This window comes from Dietzia sp. 111N12-1 (assembly GCF_001658045.1).
Taxonomy (GTDB): domain Bacteria; phylum Actinomycetota; class Actinomycetes; order Mycobacteriales; family Mycobacteriaceae; genus Dietzia; species Dietzia kunjamensis.
The window spans coordinates 212,903-237,250 of sequence record NZ_LSSV01000027.1 but is presented as its reverse complement, the minus strand read 5'-3'; the positions used below and the strand labels follow the sequence as shown (position 1 = coordinate 237,250).

At 71.3% G+C, this 24,348-nt stretch carries 20 protein-coding genes; 4 read left to right on the top strand and 16 right to left on the bottom strand.

Annotated features, from left to right (window positions below; all coding sequences use genetic code 11):
- The first annotated feature begins 16 nt into the window (after window positions 1–16).
- Together AYO52_RS06945 and AYO52_RS06940 are read left to right on the top strand one after the other, a co-directional pair.
- Entirely contained in the window at window positions 17–2,677 is a 2,661-nt protein-coding gene (locus AYO52_RS06945) for a multicopper oxidase domain-containing protein (RefSeq protein WP_067715018.1), read from the top strand.
- Window positions 2,678–2,810: 133 nt separating this feature from the next.
- Window positions 2,811–3,725: a VOC family protein gene (locus AYO52_RS06940; RefSeq protein WP_067715015.1), complete on the top strand. Its 915-nt coding sequence runs from the start codon at window positions 2,811–2,813 to the stop codon at window positions 3,723–3,725.
- A gap of 19 nt (window positions 3,726–3,744) precedes the next feature.
- Here AYO52_RS06940 and bluB read toward each other — a convergent pair whose 3' ends face one another.
- Window positions 3,745–4,353 carry a 5,6-dimethylbenzimidazole synthase gene (bluB, locus tag AYO52_RS06935; protein ID WP_067715013.1) on the bottom strand — a complete coding sequence of 203 codons (609 nt, stop codon included), beginning with the start codon at window positions 4,351–4,353 and terminating at the stop codon, window positions 3,745–3,747.
- 87 nt (window positions 4,354–4,440) lie between these two features.
- On the opposite strand from bluB, the gene AYO52_RS18535 reads away from it, so the two are divergent.
- Entirely contained in the window at window positions 4,441–4,578 is a 138-nt protein-coding gene (locus tag AYO52_RS18535) for a hypothetical protein (protein ID WP_167457859.1), read from the top strand.
- A 59-nt stretch (window positions 4,579–4,637) separates the two neighbouring features.
- On the opposite strand, the gene AYO52_RS06930 is transcribed toward AYO52_RS18535, so the two are convergent.
- The 10 genes from AYO52_RS06930 to AYO52_RS06885 all read right to left on the bottom strand — a co-directional run bounded on the left by AYO52_RS06930 (window position 4,638) and on the right by AYO52_RS06885 (window position 18,533).
- Complete coding sequence (locus tag AYO52_RS06930; protein ID WP_119193038.1) at window positions 4,638–5,618, bottom strand: tellurite resistance/C4-dicarboxylate transporter family protein; 981 nt, start codon at window positions 5,616–5,618, stop codon at window positions 4,638–4,640.
- A gap of 58 nt (window positions 5,619–5,676) precedes the next feature.
- Window positions 5,677–6,498, bottom strand: coding sequence for a respiratory nitrate reductase subunit gamma (gene narI, locus AYO52_RS06925; RefSeq protein WP_067715008.1), 822 nt, complete (start codon window positions 6,496–6,498; stop codon window positions 5,677–5,679).
- Complete coding sequence (gene narJ / locus AYO52_RS06920) at window positions 6,495–7,217, bottom strand: nitrate reductase molybdenum cofactor assembly chaperone (protein WP_067715006.1); 723 nt, start codon at window positions 7,215–7,217, stop codon at window positions 6,495–6,497. Before narJ ends, narI begins: the two co-directional genes overlap by 4 nt.
- A gap of 4 nt (window positions 7,218–7,221) precedes the next feature.
- Window positions 7,222–8,877: a nitrate reductase subunit beta gene (gene narH, locus AYO52_RS06915; protein ID WP_067715004.1), complete on the bottom strand. Its 1,656-nt coding sequence runs from the start codon at window positions 8,875–8,877 to the stop codon at window positions 7,222–7,224.
- Window positions 8,877–12,650, bottom strand: coding sequence for a nitrate reductase subunit alpha (locus AYO52_RS06910; RefSeq protein WP_067715001.1), 3,774 nt, complete (start codon window positions 12,648–12,650; stop codon window positions 8,877–8,879). The genes narH and AYO52_RS06910 overlap by 1 nt, the downstream gene beginning before the upstream one ends.
- Window positions 12,647–13,927, bottom strand: coding sequence for a nitrate/nitrite transporter (locus tag AYO52_RS06905; protein ID WP_082923831.1), 1,281 nt, complete (start codon window positions 13,925–13,927; stop codon window positions 12,647–12,649). The genes AYO52_RS06910 and AYO52_RS06905 overlap by 4 nt, the downstream gene beginning before the upstream one ends.
- Before the next feature lie 230 nt (window positions 13,928–14,157).
- Entirely contained in the window at window positions 14,158–15,435 is a 1,278-nt protein-coding gene (locus tag AYO52_RS06900; RefSeq protein WP_067714997.1) for a globin domain-containing protein, read from the bottom strand.
- A gap of 114 nt (window positions 15,436–15,549) precedes the next feature.
- Window positions 15,550–16,014: an Rrf2 family transcriptional regulator gene (locus AYO52_RS06895; RefSeq protein ID WP_067715137.1), complete on the bottom strand. Its 465-nt coding sequence runs from the start codon at window positions 16,012–16,014 to the stop codon at window positions 15,550–15,552.
- Between the two features lie 123 nt (window positions 16,015–16,137).
- Window positions 16,138–17,949: an NTP transferase domain-containing protein gene (locus tag AYO52_RS06890; protein WP_067714994.1), complete on the bottom strand. Its 1,812-nt coding sequence runs from the start codon at window positions 17,947–17,949 to the stop codon at window positions 16,138–16,140.
- Window positions 17,946–18,533: a TetR/AcrR family transcriptional regulator gene (locus AYO52_RS06885; RefSeq protein WP_172812124.1), complete on the bottom strand. Its 588-nt coding sequence runs from the start codon at window positions 18,531–18,533 to the stop codon at window positions 17,946–17,948. The genes AYO52_RS06890 and AYO52_RS06885 overlap by 4 nt, the downstream gene beginning before the upstream one ends.
- Window positions 18,534–18,618: 85 nt before the next feature.
- Here AYO52_RS06885 and AYO52_RS06880 point away from each other — a divergent pair, with 85 nt between their 5' ends.
- Entirely contained in the window at window positions 18,619–20,262 is a 1,644-nt protein-coding gene (locus AYO52_RS06880; RefSeq protein WP_082923830.1) for an MFS transporter, read from the top strand.
- Here AYO52_RS06880 and AYO52_RS06875 read toward each other — a convergent pair.
- The 5 genes from AYO52_RS06875 to cysK form a co-directional block, all read right to left on the bottom strand.
- Window positions 20,240–20,560 carry a rhodanese-like domain-containing protein gene (locus AYO52_RS06875; RefSeq protein WP_067714990.1) on the bottom strand — a complete coding sequence of 107 codons (321 nt, stop codon included), beginning with the start codon at window positions 20,558–20,560 and terminating at the stop codon, window positions 20,240–20,242. The genes AYO52_RS06880 and AYO52_RS06875 overlap by 23 nt on opposite strands.
- Before the next feature lie 48 nt (window positions 20,561–20,608).
- Window positions 20,609–21,430: a formate dehydrogenase accessory sulfurtransferase FdhD gene (gene fdhD / locus AYO52_RS06870; RefSeq protein ID WP_082923829.1), complete on the bottom strand. Its 822-nt coding sequence runs from the start codon at window positions 21,428–21,430 to the stop codon at window positions 20,609–20,611.
- Window positions 21,378–22,700 carry a glycosyltransferase 87 family protein gene (locus AYO52_RS06865; RefSeq protein ID WP_067714983.1) on the bottom strand — a complete coding sequence of 441 codons (1,323 nt, stop codon included), beginning with the start codon at window positions 22,698–22,700 and terminating at the stop codon, window positions 21,378–21,380. The genes fdhD and AYO52_RS06865 overlap by 53 nt, the downstream gene beginning before the upstream one ends.
- Before the next feature lie 92 nt (window positions 22,701–22,792).
- Window positions 22,793–23,401 carry a serine O-acetyltransferase EpsC gene (gene epsC / locus AYO52_RS06860; protein WP_067714980.1) on the bottom strand — a complete coding sequence of 203 codons (609 nt, stop codon included), beginning with the start codon at window positions 23,399–23,401 and terminating at the stop codon, window positions 22,793–22,795.
- The gene (cysK, locus tag AYO52_RS06855) at window positions 23,401–24,336 is read right to left on the bottom strand and encodes a cysteine synthase A (RefSeq protein WP_007629536.1); all 936 of its coding nucleotides are present in this window, start codon (window positions 24,334–24,336) and stop codon (window positions 23,401–23,403) included. The genes epsC and cysK overlap by 1 nt, the downstream gene beginning before the upstream one ends.
- Between the last annotated feature and the right edge of the window lie 12 nt (window positions 24,337–24,348).

Genomic DNA, 24,348 nt, shown 5'->3' with positions numbered 1-24,348 from the left:
ACCTAGACTCGGCGGTATGGACACCGTGGCGCCCCGGACCCCGTCCCGACGGAAGGGGTCGTGGCACCGCCGGGCGACCCGGCCCGTGCAGCTGTGGATGATCGCCCTCGTGCTGCTGGGTGTGGTCCACCGGTGGGTGCCCGCCGCGACGTGGACGATCATCCACGTCTTCACCCTGGGCCTGCTCACCAACTCGATCCTCGTGTGGGGCCAGCACTTCACCGAGACCCTGCTGCACCGGCGACCCCCGGAGGCGTCACGCGCGCTCCAGGTGCGCAGGATCATGCTGCTCAACGCCGGGATCGTGGTCCTGGTCGTGGGCATGATCGGGTCGTGGCCGATCCCGATCGTCACCGGCGCCACGGTCGTGGGCGGCGCGGTGGCCTGGTACGTCGTGGACCTGGTCGGGCAGCTGCGGGCGGCGGAACCGACCCGGTTCCGGCCGATCGTCCGGTACTACGCCGTGGCGGCCGCGTTCCTGCCCGCCGGGGCGGTGGCCGGTGCCTTCATGGGGGTCGGGGTCCCGGGGGAGTGGGCCGTCCGCCTGCACGCGTTCCACCTCGCGGTCAACGTCCTGGGGTTCGTCGGGATCACCGTCCTGACCACCCTGGTGACCTTCTGGGCGACGGTACTGCGCACCCCCATGGCCGCCGGCCAGGACGCGGCGGCGGTCCGGTCCCTGGGGGTGATGTCGGTCGCGGTGGTGGTGGCCGCGGCGGGCTCGCTCGCGGGCGTGACGCCGGTGACCGCCACGGCACTGGGCGTGTACCTGCTGGCCGTGCTGTGGCACCTGGTCCACCTCGTCCGCACCGCGCGCACGGCGCCGCCGCGGGAGTTCGCCTCGATGAGTATCGCGTGTGGGCTGGTGTGGTTGCCGGTGTCGTTGGGGTGGGCGACGTGGCTCGTCGCGACCGGCCGGATCGGCGAACTGGGACAGGTGACGACCCCGCTGCTCGCCGGTGCGGCCGCCCAGATCCTCTTCGGGGCGATGAGCTTCCTCATGCCCACCGTGATGCGGGGTGGTCCGGCGGCGGTGCGGGCGGGGATGGTGGAGATGAACCGCCTGGTCGCCTTCCGCCTCGTCCTGGTCAACGCCGGCCTGGTTGTCTTCCTCGTGCCCGGTGGGACCAGTTGGACCCGGGTCGTCGGCTCCACGCTGGCGTTCGGAGGGTTCGCGCTGTTCCTGCCGGTGATGATCCGCGCCGTCCGCGCGCAGTTGGCCGTCATCCGGAGCGCGGCCGCGGCCCGCGAGGCCGGCGAGAAGCCCGCCCGCGTCACCCCGGGCACGTCCCGGCCGGAGATCGCGCCCGGCCGTCGGCGGAATCTGGTCGGCGCGCTGTCCGCCGCGCTGGTGGTGGTCCTCGCCACGGGGGCCGCGCTCGCCGCCGACCCGTCCTCGCCACTCCGCCGCACCGGTCAGGCCGCGTCGGTCACCCCGACCGGGAACACGACGACCGTGGAGGTCACGGCGGTGGGGATGAGGTTCGAACCGAACACGGTGACGGTCCCCGCCGGCGACCGGCTGGTGATCGAACTGACGAACGACGACGACACGACGGTGCACGACCTGTACCTGACCAACGGGGCCGGCTCGGGCAGGGTCGACCCGGGCGGAACCGCCACGGTGGACGCCGGCGTGGTCGGGCGTTCCCTCGAGGGATGGTGCACGATCGCCGGGCACAGGGCGATGGGCATGACCTTCCAGGTCCGGGTCGAGGGCGGTGATCCCGCCGCCGGGCACGACGCCCATGGTGGGGCCGGGGGCGCCGCGGGCATCGCCCCCGCCGAGGCGATCGACGTGCTGGCCCCGCCCTCCGACGAGTTCGTGACCCGCGACCCGGCCCTCGCGCCCGCCCCGACGGGCCGCGAACACCGGATCACCCTCACGGTCGAGGAGACCACCGGCGAACTCGCGCCCGGGGTGGTGCGGCCCGTGTGGACCTACAACGGCGGGCTGCCGGCCCCGACCCTCCGCGGCACGGTGGGTGACACGTTCATCGTCACCCTCCGCAACGAGGGGACCATCGGACACTCGATCGATTTCCACGCCGGCGACGTCGGTCCCGACGAGGTGATGCGGACGATCCCGCCGGGCGAGGAGCTGGAGTACCGGTTCACCGTGACTCGGGCCGGCGCCTGGCTCTACCACTGTGCGACCGCGCCCATGAGCGGCCACGTCGCCGCGGGGATGTTCGGCGCGCTCATCGTGGACCCGCCGGGCCTGACCGAGGTGGACCGCGAGTACGCCCTGGTCCAGTCCGAGTCGTACCTCGGCGCCGAGGACGAGCCGTTCGACTCCGGCAAGATCGCGGCCGGGCAGCCCGACCTGGTGATGTTCAACGGGCACGCGACCCAGTACCGGCGGGACCCGCTGACCGCCCGGGTCGGCGAGACCGTGCGCGTGTGGGTGGTGGCGGCCGGACCGAGTGACGGGACGAGCTTCCACGTGGTGGGCTCACAGTTCGACACCGTGTACAAGGAGGGCGCCTACCTGCTGCGGGACGGGCGGGACGCCTTCGGCAGTGGGAACGGGGGCGCACAGGCGCTCGACCTGGCCCCGTCGCAGGGCGGGTTCGTGGAGATGACCTTCGTCGAGCCCGGGCGCTACACGTTCGTGGACCACTCGTTCGCCGACGCCGAGAAGGGCGCGGCGGGCTTCCTCGACGTCACTGAGTAGACGCCGCGGAGTAGGCGCCCCGGCCGGCGGTCCCGCGGGGGTGGGTGACGCATCACGGAATAGGCGAGCGGGTGGGCCGGTTGATATAGATGACACATCACGCAACCGCGATGCCGAGAGCAAGGAGGGCACCATGCCCGTCTACGTCCAGAACCCCGATCCCCGCAGCCTGGCCGAGCGCCCGGCCGACGACCTGCTCGCGGCGGACACGCGAATGGGCGCGGTCGAACTCCTGGTCCGGGACCTGGACTCGATGATCGCGTTCTACGCCGACGGCGTGGCCCTGGACGTGCTCGAGCAGGCCGGCGAGACCGCCGTGCTCGGCCGGGCGGGTCGACCGATCGTGCGGATGCGCCGCATGCCCGAGCTGCCGCCGCGCAGGCAGGGGCAGGCCGGACTGTTCCACACCGCGGTGATGTTCGACGACGAGCTGTCGCTGGCCGCGGCCGTCGCCTCGGTCGCCCGGCATGCGCCGAGATCCTTCACCGGCAGCGCCGATCACCTCTACAGTCAGGCGTTCTACTTCGACGACCCCGAGGGCAACGGTGTCGAGCTGTACACCGACCGGCCCCGCGACACCTGGGCCACCGAGCCCCACGGGTTGCTGAAGGTGGCCACCAACCCGCTTGACCCCAACGCCTTCCTGCGCACGCACCTCACCCCGCCGGTCGCCGGTTCGTCGATCGGGACGTCCGCGGCACTGGGGCACGTCCACCTCCAGGTCGGCGACATCGGGACAGCCCGCGACTTCTACGTCGACGCCCTCGGCTTCGAGGTGATGAGCGACGTCGGTTCGGCACTGTTCATCGCCGCCGGCGGGTACCACCATCACATCGCGGTCAACACCTGGGGCACGGCCGGCGCCGGCCCGCGCGCGGCGGCCCTGGGCCTGGGCCGGGTGAACATCGAGCTGCCCACCGCGGACGATGTCGACGCACTCCGGCAGCGACTGGCCGACCACCGGATCGAGACACGTCACGACGGCGCGGTCCTGCGATTCGACGACCCGTGGGGGACCGTCATCGAGGTCGGGGTCGAGCGGGCCTGACCCCGGTCCCCCGGCGTGGTCAGACCCAGTCGACGGACAGCGGGGAACGACGTCCCCACCCGACGGTCTGTAACAGTGGTTCGTCCAGCTCCAGGGCAGGGTACCCGAGGCACAGGTAGGCCAGAGGGCGTGCGCCCGGCGGAAGCCGCACGCTGTCGGAGAGATGGCCGGGTTCCACGAGACTCACCCATCCCATACCGAGGCCTTCCGCCGTCACCGCCAGCCACAACAGGGTGATCGCGGCGACCACGCTGTACTCGGTCGCCGCCGGGACGCTGGTGGTCCCGAGGATCGGACCCGGCGGCGGCACATGGCTGACCACCAGGCCCACGGGCGCCTGGAGGATGCCCTCCAGGCGGAGCGAGTCGTACAGTTCGCGGCGTTCGCCGCCGAACCGTTCGGCCTCGGCGGCGCGGACCGCGCGGAAGCCGTAGTGGATGTGTTCCCGTACGGCGCGGTCCTCGACCACCGTGACGTGCCACGGCTGGCTCAGTCCGACACTCGGCGCGACCGCGAAGACCTCGAGCAGTCGCTCGATGGTCTCCCGCGCGACCGGTGTCGGGTGGAAGTGACGATGGTCGCGGCGGGTCGACAGGATGCGCCACAGGGCGTCGCCGTCACTTCTCATATCCGTACTCCTCGGACTCCACTCTCGGCCGGTCGCGGTAGGGGCCCACCGACTCTAGACTGGCGCCCCCGGACATGGAGGTACACGATGGCATTCCTACGCAATGCACTGAGGAGCGGGATCGCGCTCAAGGCCGTACAGGTGGTCAAGCGCGAGGCCTCGAAGCCCGAGAACCAGCGCAAGGCCCGCGAGTTCGCGGAGAAGATGCGCAACCGCCGGCGCTGACGGTTCGACCCGTCCCGCCCCTGACGGCGGGGCGGGTTCGGCACCGCCACTCCGGCCCGTCATGTCGGGACCCGCGTGACCCGTGGGAGTCTGGATCGGATCATGCCGACGAGCGCGATGAGCCAGGCCGCGACCGCGACCCACATCCACGTCTCGCCGATCCAGGCGACGATCGGCAGGTCGTCGGCCCGCCCGAGGTACATCCCCGCGACGGCGTACATGCCGAGCGGGAAGACGATCGACCACCAGGTGGGTTCGAATCGGAACGGCACCCTCTTGATCCCGTGACGCCACACCCCCACCGCCACCAGGGCCGGGATGAGCCAGGTGGCGAAGCACCAGAACACCACGACCAGGCCCGCGACGAGTCCTCGCACGGCGTCGACCATCGGGGCGCTGGCCATCTCCACGATCCGTGCGCCGGCGACGACGGTGATCGCCACCGCCCCCATCGAGACCCAGTACGGGGGATCGAGCTCCCGCGGATCCAGCGGGTAGAGCATGAGCCGGAGCGAGACGAACACCGCGCACGCCACGTAGAGGACGACGCCGACCGACCAGGACGCCACGGCCACGATCGCGAGGGCGTCGCGGGCCGACTCGACGTGGGGCTCCAGGGTCGCCGCGGCGACGGCCACCGACTGGCTGGCGACGACCCAGATGAACCAGGTGCCGTTGGCCTCCGCGACCACGGGGCGCTCGTCGCGGGACAGGACCGCGACCCAGGGGACCGTGTAGCCGAGCACGATCCAGACGGCCGCGCCGACGCAGAGGAGCGCCACGGACGCCACGAGCAGGTGCCGCCCCGCGAGCGCCACCGCGAGAACGTTCGTCCCCGCGACGAACGTGAAGAAGAGGAACGCGGTGCGGGAGTCATGCAGGTCGGCGACGACCTCGGCGCGGAAGGCGATCAGCCGCCACAAGGTGAGGAGCACGAGGATCCCGTACTCGATCGCGGTGAGCACGATCAGGATCACGGACACCGTCTCCCAGCCCCGCTGCCCGGCTCCCACGGCGACGATCCCCGTCGCCATGACCATGGCGAAGTACCCCGGAGACAGTCGCGCGGGCGTCGGGAGGCTGCGTGACCGGGTCACCTCAGTGACGTGGTACGCGGCTCGATCCGGACCGGGCCCGCCCGGCGCCGATCTCGCGGCTCACGTCGCCGACGTCCTCGCGCATCCAGCCCCGGCGGTACGGGCGGTTGCCGAACTGGCCTGCCGGACGCGACCGGTACACGACGTAGGGACGCCACAGGTAGCCGATCGGCGCGGAGAACACGTGGACCAGGCGGGTGAACGGCCAGATGGCGAACAGCAGGAACGCCACGATCGCGTGCAGCTTGAACGACATGGGCGCGGACAGCATCAGTGCCGGATCGGGCTGGAACCAGAAGATGCCTCGGAACCACACCGACAGCTCCTCGCGGTAGTCGTAGTGGCTGAGGATGTTGCCGACGATGGTGTTGGCCATGCCCAGGAAGATCGTCGCGGCCAGGAAGACGTACATGACCTTGTCGTTGACGGTCGTGGCGGAGAAGACCGGCCCGACCGTGCGGCGACGGTAGATGAGGATCACGAGTCCGACCACGGTGCAGAAGCCGGCGATCGCCCCGGTGATCACCGCGATCCAGTGGTAGGCGTCGTTGCTGATGCCCACGGCCTCGGTCCACGACTTGGGGATGACCAGGCCGATGATGTGGCCGCCGACCACGAAGAGGATGCCGAAGTGGAACAGCGGGCTGCCCCAGCGGAGCAGGCGCGACTCGTAGAGCTGACTGGAACGGGTGGTCCACCCGAACTTGTCGTAGCGGTACCGCCACCAGTGGCCCACGACGAAGATCGCCAGGCACACGTACGGCAGGATCACCCAGAGGAAGATGTCCAGGATCGTCACCTCGGCTGCAGTCGTTCCGATCATGGCCGGGCCCCGCTTTCCAGGTAGGACGAGGAGGTGAACGCCTCCAGGCCGACTTCCTCGTCGGGCGGCCCCTGGGCGACGAGTCTGCTGACGGCGTCGCGGTCGTGCCCGCCGATAGCCGGGAGGGTGGCCGAGACGGTCTCCAGCGCGCCGGTCCAGGGCGAGCCGCGGTCGGCCAACGAGATCCGCAGCAACTCGAGACCGGCGCGGTGCTGGACGAGCAGTGCACGGCAGCCGTCGAGATCGCACTGCGCACCGAACTCGAGGATCACGCCGAGGTGGTCGGGGAGCTCCCCGGCCCCGAGTTCGGCACCGGCCGCCTTGTACGTCTCGATGAAGTCGACGAGTGCGGTGCCGCGCTTGCGAGTGTCCCCGTACCGGTAGTAGGTCAGGTAGAGGCAGCAGCGGCGCCGCATGTCGAACGTCTCCACGTACTCCGACTGCAGGTCGTCGAGGGGAGTCGACTCCAGATGGTCGACCAGACCCAGCAGTGGCCGCGCGACGGCGCCCCGCTCCCCGGCCAGTTCGCGCACGAGCGGGAGCCGGTCGATCAGCTCGGCGGTCGGGTAGTCGATCAGCAGTGAGACGGCCTGGTAGAGCGCGGGGTCGCCGGGCGCGCCGCGGCCCACCGCCGGCCCGCTGCCGGGACCCACCGCCCGACGCACCCGCGCGAACAGGTCGCTCCCGAAGCCGGTTCCGGCCAGGAATTGTGCACCCATCGCGTTAGTCCTTGCTTCCGGGGAACAGGCCGCCCGTGCCGAGACCGTCCCAGTTGAGGAGGTTGACCCTTCTGGACTTGTCGCCCGGCGACGCGATGGTGTCCGAGGTCTGCCGCTGTTTGAGGGCGTGGAAGCTCTCGACGGCGATCGGCAGGGCCTGGTCACCCGAGCCCTCGCCGAACGGCCCGGACTCGCCCATCATCCCGGGCCCGCCCTCGTAGTCCAGGCTGCACTCGGTGGCCAGTTCCTCCAGCGAGTGGGCCTGTTCCTGGTGGGCGGTGGGGATCACGTAGCGCTCGTCGTAGTGGGCCAGGGCCAGGAGTCGGTACATGTCGTAGACGTCCTCCTCGGTCATCCCGACGGCGTCGCAGATCTCCGCACGGGGTTCGCGGCCGAGGTTGATGTCACGCATGTAGGTGCGCATCGCGGCCAGTCGGTTGAGCACCACCTGGATGGCGTCCACGTCGCCCGCGGTGAACAGCTCCGCGAGGTATTCCATGGGGATGCGCATGGTGTCGATGGCGCCGAAGAGGGTGTCGGCGTCCTCGCCGTCACCGCCGTCCGCGGCGACCCGGTCGACGATGGGCGACAGCGGCGGGACGTACCAGACCATCGGCATGGTGCGGTACTCCGGATGCAGCGGCAGGGCCACCTCGAACCGGGAGATGAGCTGCCAGATCGGCGACCGCTGGGCGCCCTCGATCCAGTCGTCCGGGATGCCGGCCTCGCGGGCCGCGGCGACCACCTCGGGATCGTTCGGGTCGAGGAAGCACGAGCGCTGCGCGGCGAGCAGCTTGTGCTCGTCCGGCTCGGAGGCCGCCTCGAGCACCCTGTCGGCGTCGTAGAGGATGAGTCCGATGTACCGCAGGCGTCCCACGCACGTCTCCGAGCACACGGTGGGGATGCCCACCTCGACGCGGGGGAAGCAGAACGTACATTTCTCGGCCTTGCCCGTGCGGTGGTTGAAGTACACCTTCTTGTACGGGCAGCCGGTCACGCACTGGCGCCAGCCGCGGCAGCGGTCCTGGTCCACCAGGACGATGCCGTCCTCGACCCGCTTGTACATCGCGCCCGACGGGCACGAGGACACGCACGACGGGTTGAGGCAGTGCTCGCAGATGCGCGGCAGGTAGAACATGAAGGTCTCGGAGAACTCCGCCTTGATCTCCTCGCTCACCTTGGCCAGGATCGGGTCGTCCTTCAGGTGGGTGGGGGAACCGCCCAGGTCGTCGTCCCAGTTGGCGGACCACGAGATCTTCATCGGCTTGCCGCTGATGAGCGAGTACGGCCGGGCTACCGGCGTGTGCTCCTGCAGGGGCGAGGACACGAGCGTGTCGTAGTCGTACGTCCACGGCTCGTAGTAGTCGTCGATCGACGGCATCGTGGGGCTGGAGAAGATCTGGAGCAGCTTCTTCATCCGCCCGCCGGCCTTGAGCCTGAGCTGGCCGTTCTTGCCGAGTTCCCAGCCGCCCTTCCACCGCTCCTGGTCCTCGTACGTCCGGGGATACCCCTGCCCGGGTCGGGTCTCGACGTTGTTCCACCACATGTACTCGGTGCCGGACCGGTTGGTCCACGCCTGCTTGCAGGTCACCGAGCAGGTGTGGCAGCCGATGCACTTGTCCAGGTTCATCACCATGGACATCTGGGCCATGACGCGCATCAGTACTGCACCTCCTGGGAGCGACGGCGGATGACCGTCACCTCGTCACGTTGGTTTCCGGTGGGGCCGATGTAGTTGAACGCGTAACTGAAGTGCGCGTACCCGCCGATGAGATGGCTCGGTTTGATGAGGATGCGGGTTGCCGAGTTGTGGATACCGCCGCGCTTGCCCGACGCCTCCGCGATCGGCACGTCGACCACGCGGTCCTGCGCGTGGTGCATGTAGACCGTTCCGGCCGGCATGCGGTGGGAGACGATGGCGCGGGCGACGACGACGCCGTTGCGGTTGACCGCCTCGATCCAGTCGTTGTCCACGACGCCGATGAGCTCGGCGTCCTCCTTGCTGATCCAGATGGTCGGCCCGCCGCGGGACAGGCTGAGCATGAGGAGGTTGTCCTGGTACTCCGAGTGGATCGACCACTTGTTGTGCGGGGTGAGGTAGCGGACGGTCAGCGCCGCGCCGCCGGACCCGTCATCCGAGCCGAGGACGGGCTCGCCGTAGAGCTGGTGCATGTTGAGCGGCGGCCGGTACACCGGCAGTTGCTCGCCCATCTCGGCCATCCAGTCGTGGTCCATGAAGAACTGCATCCGCCCGGTGAGCGTGTGCCACGGCTTGAGCCGCTCGACGTTGATGACGAACGCGCTGTACCGCCGGCCGCCGTGCTCGGACCCCGACCACTCGGGGGACGTGATGACCGGCTGGGGCCGGGACTGGGTGTCCGCGAAGGTGATGCGCTTGCCCTCCTCGCCCCGCGACAGGTCCGCCAGCTCGCGGCCGGTCCGGGCCTCGAGCTGCTCGAACCCCTGCGTCGCCAGCCGTCCGTTGGTCGTCCCGGACAGGGTGAGGATCGCCTCGCACATCCGGATGTCGGTGTCGAGCCGCGGTCGACCCTTCCCGACGCCCTTGCGGGTCTCGCCGTTTGACTTGAGCAGGACCCCGATCTCCTTGTCGGGTTTGAGCATGAGTCCCTTGACGGGCATGCCGACCTCCTCCGCGAGCGGGCCGAGCGACCCGAACTTCTCCCCGAGCAGGCGGTAGTCGCGCTCGACCGCGGTGATCTTGGGGAAGTTCTTCCCCGGGACGGGCTCACACGAGCCGTCCTTCCAGTCCGAGACCGTGCCGCCCGGGTTGGCGAGCGCGTCCGGGGTGTCGTGCCCCAGCGGCGTCGCCACCACATCGGTCCGGATGTCGAGGTGACCGTGGCTGAGCTCGGAGACCTTCTCGGCTAGGAGGCGGAACGTCTCGAAGTCCGTCTTGGTCTCCCACGGCGGGTTGATGGCGGCGTTGAACGAGTGCACGAAGGGGTGCATGTCCGTCGACGACAGGTCGTGCTTCTCGTACCAGGTGGCCGCGGGGAACACCAGGTCGGAGAACAGGGTCGTGGACGTCATCCGGAAGTCGAGCGTGGTGAGCAGGTCCAACTTGCCGTCCTCGGCGTCCTCCCGCCACACCATGTCCCGCCCGCGGTGGCCCTCCGGCGCCTGGTCGGCGCGCAGTGACGAGTCGGTGCCCAGCAGGTGCTGGAGGAAGTACTCGTCACCCTTGGCCGACGACCCGAGCAGGTTGGAGCGCCACACGGTGAGCACCTTGGGCGCGTTGCCGGGGCCGTCCGGGTCCTCGGCGGCGAACCGCAGTGACCCGTCCTTGATCCGGCCCACCACGTGATCGGCCGCCGGCACCCCGGCGTCGGCGGCCTCCGCGCCCAGGTCCAGCGGGTTGGCGTCGAAGGTCGGGTAGGACGGCATCCAGCCCAGCCGGGCCGACATCGCGACGAGGTCCGGGGTGCTCAGGCCGGCGAAGCGGTTCTCGCCGGTGGCGGCGGTCAGGACGTCGGCCCCGTAGGAGTCGTACTTCCACTGTCCGGTGTGCAGGTAGAAGAAGGCGGTGGCGATCATCTGCCGGGGCGGGCGCGACCAGTCCAGGCCCATTCCCACCTGCTGGAACCCGGTCAGCGGCCGGACCTTCTCCTGCCCGACGTAGTGGGCCCAGCCGCCACCGTTGACACCCTGCGTCCCGGTGAGGATGGTCAGCGCCAGGAAGGCCCGGTAGATGACGTCGGAGTGGAACCAGTGATTGGTGCCGGCGCCCATGAGGATCATGGACCGGCCGCCGGACTCGAGGGCGTTGCGGGCGAACTCGCGACCGATCCGCTCGGCCTGGGCGGCCGGCACGCCGGTGTGCTGCTCCTGCCACGCCGGGGTGTAGGGCTCGAGGTCGTCGTAACCGCTCGGCCAGCTGCCCGGCAGGCCCTGGCGGGCCACGCCGAACTGCGCCATCATCAGGTCCAGGACGGTGGTGACGCGCAGGTCCTCGCCGTCGTCACCCCTCACCGTCCGGTAGGGCACGCCGCGGGTGATGGTCCCGGCGTCGCCACGCACGGTGTCGAAGCGGGGCAGGACGACCTCGGCGGTGCCCTCCAGGGTGTCGAGCAGACTCAACGCGGGGTCGATGTCACCCAGGTCGAGGTTCCAGTTCCCGGCACCCTGCTCGCCGAACCGGTCGCCCAGGGTGCCGTTCGGGACCACCGGGCGCCCGGTCACGGCGTCCATGAGGACGGTCTTGTTCGCGGCGTTCTCCCCGGGGGCCGCCTCGAGCACGCCGTCGGCGAGCATGTCCGCCGTGACGAACTTGTGCGGGACCACCGACCCGTCCCCGCGCGTGCGCAGGGTGATGAGGAACGGCAGATCCGTGTACTTCTTGGCGTACGACTCGAACTCCGGCGTGGACCGGCGGGCGTAGAACTCGGTGAGGACGACGTGCACCATCGCCATGGCGAGGGCGCCGTCGGTGCCGGGGTGCGGGTGCAGCCACTCGTCGGCGAACTTGGTGTTGTCCGCGTAGTCGGGGGAGACCACCACCACCTTCTGGCCCCGGTAGCGGGCCTCGGTCATGAAGTGGGCGTCCGGGGTGCGCGTGACGGGGACGTTGGAGCCCCACATGATGAGGTAGGACGAGTTGAACCAGTCCGCGGACTCTGGGACGTCGGTCTGGTCGCCGAACACCTGGGGCGAGGCCACGGGCAGGTCCGCGTACCAGTCGTAGAACGACAGCATGGAGCCGCCGAACAGCTCGATGAAGCGGGAGCCGGCGCCGAACGAGGCCATGGACATCGCCGGGATGGGCGAGAACCCGGCGACGCGGTCCGGGCCGGAGGTCTTGGCCGTGTAGACGTGGGCGGCGGCGGCGATCTCCATCGCGTCCTCCCACCGGCAGCGCACCAGTCCGCCGTGGCCGCGGGCCCGCTTGTAGTAGGCGGTCTTCTCGTGGTCCTCGACGATCGAGGCCCACGCGTCCACCGGGTCGGAGTGCTCCGCGCGGGCCGCGCGCCACAGCTCCATCAACCGACCGCGGATGTAGGGGTAGCGCACGCGGGTGGGGGAGTAGGTGTACCAGGAGAAGGCGGCGCCGCGCGGGCAGCCGCGGGGCTCGTAACCGGGCATGTCGTCGCCGATGTCCGGGTAGTCGGTCTGCTGCGACTCCCAGGTGATGATCCCCTCCTTGACGTACACCTTCCACGAGCACGAGCCCGTGCAGTTGACGCCGTGCGTGGAGCGGACGACCTTGTCGTGACTCCAGCGGTCGCGGTAGAACACGTCCGACTCCCGCCCGCCGGAGTGCGTGACGGTCCGCAGGTCGTCGGAGGCCTCCCCCCGGCGGAAGAACCGGCCGGCCCGCAGCAGGGCATCGGAGGCGGGGCCGTCCATCCGACCGGACCCGGTGCCGCGGCCCTCCGGCGTCGGCGAGGCGGGGCGGGGGGAGTCGATGCTGGTCATGCCGGGGTCCTTTCCGTGGCGGCGGGCTCACTGCGACGGGTACGGAGGAACCACAGCCAGGTGAGGGCGGCGGTGGCGATCGAGAGGACGAAGAGCAGGAGCAGCCCGACGCGGTAGTTGCCGTGGGCGGTCCAGAAGTAGCCGAGCAGCAGCGGGGGGACGAAGCCGCCGAGGCCTCCGACGGCACCGACGATGCCGGTGACCGACCCGACCGCGGTGGGCTCGACCAGTTCGGCCACCAGGGCGAACACGGCGCCGGAGGCGGTGCCCAGCGACGCGGCCATGAACAGGAAGACCGCCGTCCCGACGGGGTAGAAGGTGCCGGCATCCGCGCTGACGAGCGGCATGCGCTCCGTCGCGGCGGCGGCCATCAACCCGGTGACGGTGTAGCTCACGATGAGCACCCAGGCGCAGGGGAACCTGTCGGCCAGCGCGCCGCCGAGGGGTCGGCAGGCCACCGCGATCACCACGAACACGGCGGTCCGCAGGGCCGCGTCCTCCGTCTCCAACTCGTAGAAGTTGTGCAGGTACGTGGGCAGATAGACGGAGAACGCCACGAACCCGCCGAAGCCCATCGCGTAGAGCCAGGCCAGTTTGAGGGTGACGGGACGGGCGAGGGTCCTGGCCGCCTTGACCACCCAGTTTCCCTGGGCGGGCGTCCAGGTCGGCGAGTTCTTCAGGAGCATCCGGGCGACGACCGCGTACACGGCCAGCAGGATCGCGACCAGGACGAACGGCGCCTGGTCGCCGAACGCCTCGCGGAGCCGCAGGGTCGTGAACGCGGCGATGGCCGTGCCGCCCATGCCGGCGCCGAAGATGCCGATCGCCGTGCCGCGCCGGTTCGGCGGGAACCAGGAGTTGACGGCGGGGACGCCGACGGCGAACGAGGTGCCGCCGATGCCCAGGAAGAATCCGCCGATGAGCAGGACGGTCAGGCTGTTGTCGACGAAACCGACGAACAGGGTGGGGAGGATCGTCAGCGCGGCGATCAGCGGGAACATCGTGCGGCCGCCGAGGCGGTCGGTGAGCGCGCCGACGGGGATCCGGCCGAGCGACCCGACCACGACCGGCAACGCCACGACGAGCGATTGTTGGAACGACGTCAGTCCCAACTGGTCCTTGTATGTCGCGCCCAGCGGTCCCATCAGGGCCCAGGCCCAGAAGGTGAGAAGGAATCCCGAGAAGCACAGGGCCAGTGCGAGGTTCGCTTTCCCGGGGTCGGGGACGACAGGGAGGCCCGCATCGCGGGTCGCGGAATCTGGTGCTGAGGACACCATGGGTCCTTTCGCGTCGGCTCTCGCTGCGTCGGATCTGTGTTTTGTCTCGCTGCGCCGGGCCAGTTCGAGGGGGAACCGCCCGGACCCCGAGTGTCTGCCAGATCGCGGCGAGTGTCCGCGAGTTCGTCCACACGCCCACGAGTTGTTACAGGTCAAATACACTCGGGCACGCGCCTTTCGGGGCTGCGCGTGGGCCCGGACGGAGGCCATCCGGGCCCACGCCGGCGGGACTACACCAGCCAGTCGTTCGGGGCGAACAACTCCGCGTGGAGCCGCTCGGCGGGCACGCCGGCCTCGAGGAACTGCGGGCGCAGTGACTGGAGGAAGCCGGTCGACCCGCAGAGGAAGACGTGCGCCCCCTCGGGGAGTTCGACCGTCGCCAGGTCCATGAATCCCGGGTGGACCGCGCCCGGGCCGGCGACGGTGTCCGCCCCCTGCTCGTACCAGGTGTGCACCTCGGCGTCGGCGAGCAGCGAGGACTCGCCCGCGACCTCCTCGGCGAGGACGTGGTCGGCCGGCGATCGGTCGGCGTGCAGGACGAGCACGCGACGGGTGTCCTCCGTCGCCGACAGGTGGGCGACCATCCCGAGCATCGGGGTGATGCCGATCCCGGCCGAGCAGAGGACCACGGGCGCGGCGTCCTGGTCGCGGCCGATCCCGGCGGCGTCCAGGACGAGGTCGCCGAACGGGAGGGTGACTTGGATCGTGGTGCCGACCTCGGCGTGGGCGTGCAGCCAGCCCGAGACCTCGCCGGCGGGGCAGCCGAGCCCGCCCCGGACCTCGGCGTCGACCCGGCGGACACCGATGCGCCACGTGCCCTCGCCCGGTGCCGTCGACAGGGAGTACTGACGCAGCTGGCGCGCGCCGTCGGGGAGGACCACGCCGACGGAGGTGTACTGGCCCGGGCGGAAGTCGGGCAGCGGCTCGCCGTCGGGACCACCGAGGGTGAACACGGTGACCGAATCCGTCACGTCCTCCCGGGCGATCACGGTGGCGATGCGGAAGACGTCCCCCGGTTCCACCTGCGCCTCGGCGTAGAGGGCCTTCTCGAAGTCCACCAGGACGGCGGCCATGATCCAGTAGACCTCGTCCCACGCCGCCGCGACCTCCGGGGTGATCGCCTCGCCCAGGACCTCCACGATCGCGCCGAAGAGGTGGTCGTGGACCACCTGATACTGGTCGGGGGTGATGCCGAGGCTCGCGTGCTTGTGCCCGATCCGGGAGAGCATGTCGACCGGGCTCCGGCCGTCCACCAGCAGGGTGGCGAAGGTCGCGATCGACGCCGCGAGCGCGCGCTGTTGGGCGCCCAGCTTCTGGTTGCCGCGGTTGAAGGTGTCGCGGAGGAGCTCGGGGTTGTCGGCGAACATCGTCCGGTAGAAGACGGGCGTGATCTCGTCGATGTGGGCGCCGATGACCGGCAGGGTCGCGCGGATGACGGTGGCGTGTTCCTCGGACAGCTCGCGGGGGTGCGCGAGGATCGACTCCAGGGTGGTGAGCGACGTGGTCATGGGGGATCTCCTTCTCGGGGCGTGACGGGGTGGCCCGGGCACCGTGGGGGCCGGACTGTGGGGTGGGGTGATGTGGGGTGGGGGGTGATGCGGGGTGGGGGGTGATGCGGGTGGTCAGGACCCCGGGCCGGGGTCCGGCCGTGGGGCGGTGGCGAGGCTGAGGGACACCTGGCGGGTGGGTGCCCGGACGATGCCCTCGACGGTGAGGGGGTCGAGGGCGGTGAAGAACGCCTCGCGAGCGTCGACGAGGGCTCGTCGCAGACCGCAGTTGCCCGCGAGCGGGCAGGGCGTCGGACCCTCGCACTGGACGACCTCGCCGGGGCCCTCCAGTTCGCGCAGCAATGACCCGACCGACTCGTGTCGGCCCGCCTCGGTGATGACGAGCCCCCCGCCCCGGCCGCGCCGGGACTCGGCGAGGCCCAGGTCGACGAGCCGGGAGACGATCTTGGCCACGTGGGAGGTCGAGGCGTTCACCGACTCCGCGATCGCCGCGGCGGTCATGCGGTCACCGCGCTCATCGGCGACGGCGAGGCGCATGAGAGCGCGGAGCGCGAGATCGGAGGACCGGGACAGCTGCACAACGCCGAGCGTGCCATATTGCGAGCTGGCCGGGCGCATTTGATGCCGGTGATCTCAAATACCTTCTGAACTGGTCATTTGGGGCCGCCCTCCGACCTGCGGGAACGCCTCACCGCGGGCCGGTCAGATCCAGTCGATGATCTCGACGAGGTCGTCGGCCCCGGCGTCGGCGTCGGGGCCCCCGCCCTCGGGCACCACGGCCAGGGCGGGCGCGCCCGCCAGATCCGCCAGGTGCGCGGTGCGCACGCGGTCGGCAAGGTGCCAGCCGCCGGCGCCGTCCGGTCGGGCGGGCAGGATCCGCGAGCGGCCCGGGGTGGCCAGGTCGGCCAGTCCGTGGACGCGCCTCGAAACGGGTGTGCGCTGGCGGCCGGTGAGGGCGTCGACCAGCGCCCGGCCCGTGGTCGCCGCCGCGGACACCGCCGCCAGCGGGTTGCCGGGCAGCCCCAGCAGGATGCGCCCGTCGGCGAGGACGGCCACGAGTTGCGACCCTCCCGGGCGGACACGGACCCCGTCGAGGACGATCCGCGCGCCCGTGCGCGCCAGGGCCGGGCGCAGGAGATCGGCCACCCCGCGGCCGGTGGCCCCCACCAGCACCACCACGTCGCCGGTCGTCGCGTCGACGGAGCCGGAGCCGGCGTCGAGCAGCGCGTCGAGCGCGTCCGGGGTGTCCGCGCAGTGCCCGGGCGGGCCGACGCCGACGAACCCCGCCCGCGCCAGGACCCCGCCGAGCAGCGGGCCGACCGTGTCGCGGATCCGACCCGGCGGCAGCGGCGACGGCGTGTCGGCGGGCAGGACCTCGTCACCGGTGGTGACCAGCGTCGCGCGCACCGGCCCCCGGACCGGGACCCCCGTCACCCCCGCGGACAGGGCCGCGGACGCCAGTGCGGCGTCGAGCTCGACGCCCGCCGGGGCCAGTTCGTGACCGACCGGCCAGTCCTCGCCGACGGGGCGGAGGTCGTTCACCCCGTCGCCCCCCGGCAGGGCGGCGACCACCGGGGGGCCGGAGGGGGCCGGGGTCACCGTCACCAGTTCGTGCCGCAGTACGCGGTCGCAGTCGGCGGGGGCGAGGGCGCCGGTCGCGATGGGCACCGCGGTGCCGTGGGTCAGCCTCGCCGACGAACCGTCCCCGGCGCGGCGGGCGGTACCGGACAGTCGCCACGGGCCGGGCCCGGCCAGCGCGTAACCGTCCATCGCCGACACCGGCCCCCGCGGCATCGGGTCCTCGGCGACCAGCGGTGAGGTGAGTACCGCGCCGACGGCTGCCAGGGGCGGGCGCACGTCCGCCGGCAGCGGGGTCAGCCCGGCGCGCAGGACGGCCCCCACGTGTGGGAGCGCGACCGGTCCGTGTCCGGCCAGGTCGGCCCACGTGTCCACGTCGCGTGCGGGGTCGCCGACGGGGACGCGGACGACCTCCTCGTCGTCGTACAGGGCCCGTACCGGTCGCCCGCTCACGCCGCCGGAGGCCTCCAGGGCGGCCAGGCGCGCGGCGAGGGCGCGGCGGTCCCACACGGCGAGGAGATACTGGTCGTGCCCGGCGACGTCGACGGCGAGTGCCGCGCCGGGGGCGTGGGTGGTGGCGGCGGGCCGGAGCGCGGCGAGGAGGGCGCGGAGGGTGGCGGCGTCGAGGTCCGGCAGGTCACAGGCGACGACGACGACGAGGTCGACCGACGGCGGGAGCGCCCGCAGTCCCGCGGCGATCCCGGCGACGGGTCCCGAGTGGGGCGGATCCTCGCGGGTGTCGCCCCCGGGGCCCACGGTGCGGACGGGGCCCGCCACCGCCCGGGCGGCGCCGAGCACCGCCTCGACCATCGGCCGACCCGCCACCGCCAGTCGCGCCTTGTCGACCCCGCCGAGGCGACTCGCGCGACCCCCGGTGAGGACGATCGCGCCGACGGCGACCGCGGTAGCACTGTCCGAGGTGCCGCCGTCCGTCATCCGGCGTCCTCGGCCAGGCGGCCGCGGAGGAAGTCGTCGACGAGTCGCTCCACGTCCTGATCGGTGTACGGGCGCAGGCCGATCATCCGGGCCAGGACGACGGGGCCGGCCAGCTGCGCCACGGCCAGATCGCGGTCGCCGGGGATGAGGGCTCCGGATTCCTCCGCATCGGAGAGGACGGCGTGCAGAGGCTCGGTATAGGACTCGACCACGCTGCGGCGGAGCCTGCCCACCTCGTCGTCGTCACCGGCGTCGCGGCCCATCGCCAGCCACCCCAACATCGACTGCTGGAGCGGCGCGTCCTGGATGAGCTGCGTCATCGAGGCGGCCAGGTGCACGAGCTGCTCCCGGACGGGCAGGTCGGCCGGGGGGCGTGTCGGGGTGGGCAGCAGTCGCCGGAACGCCGCGGCGATGAGCGAGTCCGTCGACGGGAAGTTGCGGTACAGGGTGGTGCGGGCGACCCCCGACAGCCGGGTCACCGCGTCGACGGTCACGGCCGCCGCGCCGCCGGACAGCAACAGCGACGCCGCCGCGTCGAGCAACTTGCCCTGCGAGCGGGCGCGCCGCGGATCCGGGGTCGACATGGCCTCCATTGTGGCCTGTCCGGTGCGCTAGGGTGGGCGCACCATGCGATACCGACGGTATCGTTTCCGTGGAGCGGAGGCAGATATGTTGGAGATGAGTGCGGGTCGGCGGCGGTGGCTGCTGGTCGTCAACCTCGTGGCCGTGTCCCTGGTGGTGGCCACGATGTCCGCCCTGTACACGTCCCTGCCGGACATCGCCGTGGACATCGGTGCCACCCAGGCCGAGCTGACGTGGATCGTCGACTCCTACACGCTGGCACTGGCGGCGCTCGTCCTCACCGCCGGTGCGCTGGGGGACCGCTTCGGCCGCCGGGCCACGCTCATCGTGGGCCTGGCGCTGTTCACCGTCTCCTCGGCGCTGCCCCTGTGGTTGGACTCGCCGCTGTGGGTGATCATGCTCCGTGCGGTGGCCGGTGTCGGCGCCGCCTTCGTCATGCCCTCCACGTTGTCCCTGCTCACGGCAAGCTTCCCGCCGGATCGCCGGGGTGCGGCCGTGGGCATGTGGGCCGGCTTCGCCGGGGTCGGCGGCATCATCGGCCTGCTCGGATCCGGGCTCATGCTCAAGGTGTGGACCTGGAAGGCGATCTTCGGCGTGTACGCCGTCATCGGCCTGGTCGTCCTGGTCGCCGCCTTCACCATCGGCGAGTCCGTGGCCTCCCGCGTCGGCAGGCCGGACGTCTTCGGGGCGGTCTTCTCCGCCCTCGCCGTGGGCGGGATGGTCTTCGGGCTCATCGAGGGCGCGCACACCAGCTACTCCGAGCCGCTGGTGATCGTGGCGCTCCTCGTGGCGGCGCTGAGCGTCGTGGCCTTCGTCCTGGTCGAGCTGCGCGTCGCGGACCCCCTGCTCGACGTGCGCTACTTCCGCCGACGCGGGTTCACCACCGGCTCGGTGTCGGTGGCGCTGCAGTTCCTCACCATCTTCGGGTTCTTCCTGCTCATCGTGCAGTTCCTCCAGCTGGTCAAGGACTACGACGCCCTGTCCGCCTCGCTGGCCCTGGCTCCGATGGTCGTGCCGGTCATGGTCTTCTCGCTGCTGTCCCCGCGCATCACCGCGGCCGTGGGGCTGCGGGCGGTGTCCGTGGTGGGCGTGGGGGCCATCGCGGCCGGGATGGTCTTCCTCTCCCGGCTGTCCGTGGACTCCGGGTACTGGGACATCCTCTGGCCCATGCTCGTCGCGAGTATCGGGCTCGGCTTGTCGACCGCGCCTGCCACGTCGGCGATCGTCTCGGACGTCCCGTCCGACGAGCAGGGCGTGGCCGCCGCCGTCAACGACGCGATGCGTGAGGTCGGCGCCGCGATCGGCATCGCGCTGTCGGGCAGCATCCTGGCCGGGCGCTACGCCGCGGGGATCGTCGACGTCCTGCCCGGCGTCCCCGAGGCCGGCCGGCAGGCGGTCGAGAGTTCCTTCGCCGGCGCCCGCGAATTCGGCGCCGCGGCCGGGCCGGCGGGGCAGGCCGTCGTCGACGCGGCCGCCGGGATCTTCGCCGACGGCATCTCGTCGGCGCTCTTCGCCCTGGGGATGGTGGCCGCGGGCGCGGCGGTCCTGCTGCTGTTCGTCGCGCCCGGTCGCGGGTACGTCGCGCTCGGGGACGCCGACACCGACACCGACACCGGCACGTCCGGCGACCCCGACCCCGGCGCCGATCCCGCCCCGGTCGGCGCGGCCGGTGGAACGAGTGGCTACCCGGTGGCCGGGTCGCAGGAGGTCAGGACGCGTCCGGCCCGGTGACCACGGGCCGTCCGCTCGCCGCCCAGGCCCTGGTCCCTCCGTCGACGCTGACGGCCGGAATGCCCCGGGCCTCCAGCGCCCGGCAGGCGGACTTGCTGCGATTGCCGGACGCGCAGATCACGAAGACGGTGGTCCCCTCGGGCGCGACATCCGGGGCGGAAGCGACGTCGCCCAGGGGGATCAGGCGCGCGCCGGGGACGTGGCCCGCGATGTACTCGTGGGGCTCGCGGACATCGATGAGCGGGGCGCCCTGCTGGTGGAGGGAGGCCAAGGTGTCAATGTCAGTCGTGGAAACCATGCCTGAAAGATACCCTGGGGGTATCTAGTTCGCCAGGGTTGGGGTGAGTCAATCGCGGATGCGTTCGGGGTGGGTGTAGATGGTGGCGCGGTCGACCCGGCTGAAGGCGGCCAGGGTCACGCCGGTTCCCGCGGCGAGGTCCACCGCCAGCGATGACGGCGCGCTCACCGCGGACAGGAGCGGGATCCCCGCCATCGACGCCTTCTGCACGAGCTCGAACGAGGCCCGGCCGGAGACCTGCAGGATGGCCCCGCGCAGCGGCAATCGCCCCTCGCGCAACGCCCAGCCGACCACCTTATCCACCGCGTTGTGTCGCCCCACGTCCTCACGCAGGCACAGCAGTTCGCCGGTGGGGGAGAACAGCCCCGCCGCGTGGACGCCCCCCGTCTTGTCGAAGACCCGCTGGTGCTCGCGGAGCCGGTCGGGCAGGGACAGCAGGACCGCGGGATCGATGAGCGGCTCCGCCGGCTCGGCCGGGAAGTGGGTCGAGCGCCGGATCTCGTCGATCGAGTCAACGCCGCACACGCCGCAGGCGCTGCTCATGGTGGACGCCCGCGCGGAGCGGGGCTCCGGGATGTCCGGTGACAGGGTCACGGTGAGGGTGTTGTAGTCCTGTTCCGTCCGGCCACTGACGGTGGTGCAGTAGCAGATCTCGGGCAGGTGCTCGCGGTTCCAGACGGCGCCCTCGGAGACCAGGTGGCCCGCCGCCAGGTCCATGTCGTCGCCCGGCGTCCGCATGGTCACGACGAACGGCTGACCGCCGACCCTGATCTCGAGTGGTTCCTCGACGGCGAGCGTCGCCACCTCTCGCCTGACGTCACCCGCGGCGAGAATCCTGCGCGCCGGGTGACGAGTCGTCCGCCGTCCCATAGTCGCGCAGCCTAGCGCCGTCCGGGCCGGGGCGTAGGAGCAGGAGGGCGGCGAGCCCCACCGCGGCCAACCAGGTCAGCGGGTAGGCGTTGGTGATCACGGTGTAGATGACCGGCGGGATGTCGCCGCCGAGCATGAACAGGCCCATCGCCACCCAGCGGTCGTCCGGGAAGTTCGGGTCGGGGAAGCTCTGCACCCAGTTCGCGGTGGCCGCCCAGAGCAGCGCCGGCAGCAGCCAGAGATACCAGCGCCGGGCGGCGATCGCGTAGTGCACGGTCAGCACGAGTAGCGGGACGAACCACACCCAGTGGTGGCCCCAGGAGAACGGCGAGACCATGGTCATCGTCAGTCCGGCCAACGTCAGGGCGAGGAGCTGGTGCCCGGCGCGATGGGCCAGCGCGGCGACGCCCAGGCCGACGGCTGCCACCACCGCGGCCCCGAGCAGCCACGCCCAGGTGGGCGCCATCTCCGTGCCGGCGAGACGGGCCATGGCACCCCGCAGGGACTGGTTGGCCAACATGGCGTCGTGCCCGATCCGCTGGGACTCGAACAGGGTCCCCGACCAGTACCGCACGGCGTCGCGGGGGATCAGTAGGAAGCCGAGGGCGACAGTGCCGCCGAACGCCGCCCCGGAGACGACGGCCATCCGCCAGCGTCCGGTGAGGACCCAGTGCGCCCAGAAGAACGCCGGGGTGAGTTTGATGCCCGCGGCCAGGCCCGAACCGATCCCCGCCCACCGGCGGCCCGACCTCCAGGCGAGGTGGTCGGCCAGGACCAGGACCAGGAGGAGGATGTTGATCTGGCCCAACCACACGGTGGTCCGCACCGGCTCGGTGGACAGGGCGATGAGCGCGAGACACAGCGAGACCTGGGCGGTGACCCGGTCCGGGCGGTAGTCCAGCGCACGGAGGCACATCCGGACCGCGAGATAGAGCAGGACGAGGGTCAGCGCGAGCCACGCCGCCTCCATCAGCCGCAGGGTCACCAGGTCCAGAGGGGCGAACAGCAGCGCCGAGAACGGCGGGTAGGTGAACGGCATCTCCGGGTAGAAGCGCCCGGAGTCGTCACCCGAGAGCAGTCCGTCGTACAACGGGATCGAGTTCAGGACGGCGCTGCCGCCCCAGCGGTAGACGTTGACGTCGAGGAAGTTCCCGGTGATGCCCCACCACGGGGTCCGCTCGTCGGGCACCCGCAGCACCATGACCACCGAGGCGAGGGCCAGCAGTGCCAGCGGGGCGCGCAGCCAGTAGGTAGTCGGAAGCGTCCGCACAGCCGGAAAGCCTAGTCCGTCAACGAGAAGACCGTTCCGCACGCCGTCACTCGGGCGATGCGTGCGGAACGGTCTTCTCGATGGGATCCGCCTCAGATGTAGATGGCCGGATCGATGTAGAACTGCGCGTCGCGCAGTTCCTCCTTGGTGGACCTGGCAGGCCGTGCCTCGCCCGGGATGCCCACGACGATCGAGTCGGCGGGGGCGCTCTTGACGACGACGGCGTTGGCGCCGACCGAGGAGTCGTCACCGATCTCGACGGGGCCCAGGATCTTCGCGCCGGCGCCCACGGTCACGCGGTCGCCCAGGGTGGGATGGCGCTTGGTCTGCTTGAGCGAGACCCCGCCGAGGGTGACGCTGTGGTAGAGCATGCAGTCGTCGCCGATCTCCGCGGTCTCACCGATGACGACGCCCATCCCGTGGTCGATGAAGAACCGTCGGCCGATGGTGGCGCCGGGGTGGATCTCGATCCCCGTGAGGAATCGGGAGAACTGGGACAGGACGCGTCCGGCGGTGCGGCCGGCGCCGCCGGCGTTCCACAGCCGGTGCGAGAGCCGGTGGAACCAGATGGCGTGGAGGCCGGAGTAGACGACGGCGTTCTCGACGTCGCCCCGGGCGGCGGGGTCATGGGCGCGCGCCGCGGCGAGGTCCTCGCGCAGCGTGCGCCAGAACCCCACCGGGCGATCGGACGTCGGCGTCATCAGTCGCGGTAGTCCTCGAACAGCATCGTGGAGACGTAGCGCTCACCGTAGTCGCACACGATGACGACGATGGTCTTGCCGGCGTTCTCGGGGCGCTTGGCGATCTCGAGGGCGGCCCACACGTTGGCGCCGGAGGAGATGCCCGCGAGGATGCCCTCCTCCTTGCCGAGCCGCTTGGCGATCTCCAGCGAGTCCTCGAGGGTCACGTCGATGACCTCGTCGTAGATCTCGCGGTCGAGGATCTCGGGCACGAAGTTGGCGCCCAGGCCCTGGATCTTGTGCGGTCCGGCCTTGCCCTCGGTCAGCAGCGGCGAGTCCTTGGGCTCGACGGCGACGATGTGCAGGTCCGACTTCTGCGAGCGCAGGTAGTTGCCCGCGCCGGAGATGGTGCCGCCGGTGCCGATGCCGGCCACGAACACGTCGATGTCGCCGTCCGTGTCCTCCCAGATCTCGGGGCCGGTGGTGCGGCGGTGGACGTCCACGTTGGCGGGATTGGCGAACTGGCGCGCCAGGACGGCGTTCTCACGCGTCGCGGCGATCTCCTCGGCCTTGGCCACCGCACCCTTCATGCCCTCGGAGCCCGGCGTGAGGATGAGCTCGGCACCGTAGGCGCGCATCACGGCGCGGCGCTCGACCGACATGGTGTCGGGCATGACGATGACGGCCTTGAAACCGCGGGCCGCCGCGACCATGGACAGCGCGATACCGGTGTTGCCGGACGTGCCCTCGACGATCGTGCCACCGGGCTTGAGGCCGCCCGACGCCACCGCGTCGTCGATGATCGCCGCGCCGATGCGGTCCTTCACGCTCGCGGCCGGGTTGGCGGACTCGAGCTTGGCCAGGACGGTGGCCTGCAGTCCCTCGGTCAGGGAGTTGAGACGGACCAGCGGGGTCTTGCCGATGGTCTCAGAGATGTCGGAGTAGATCTGCGCCATGGTGTGTTCCGT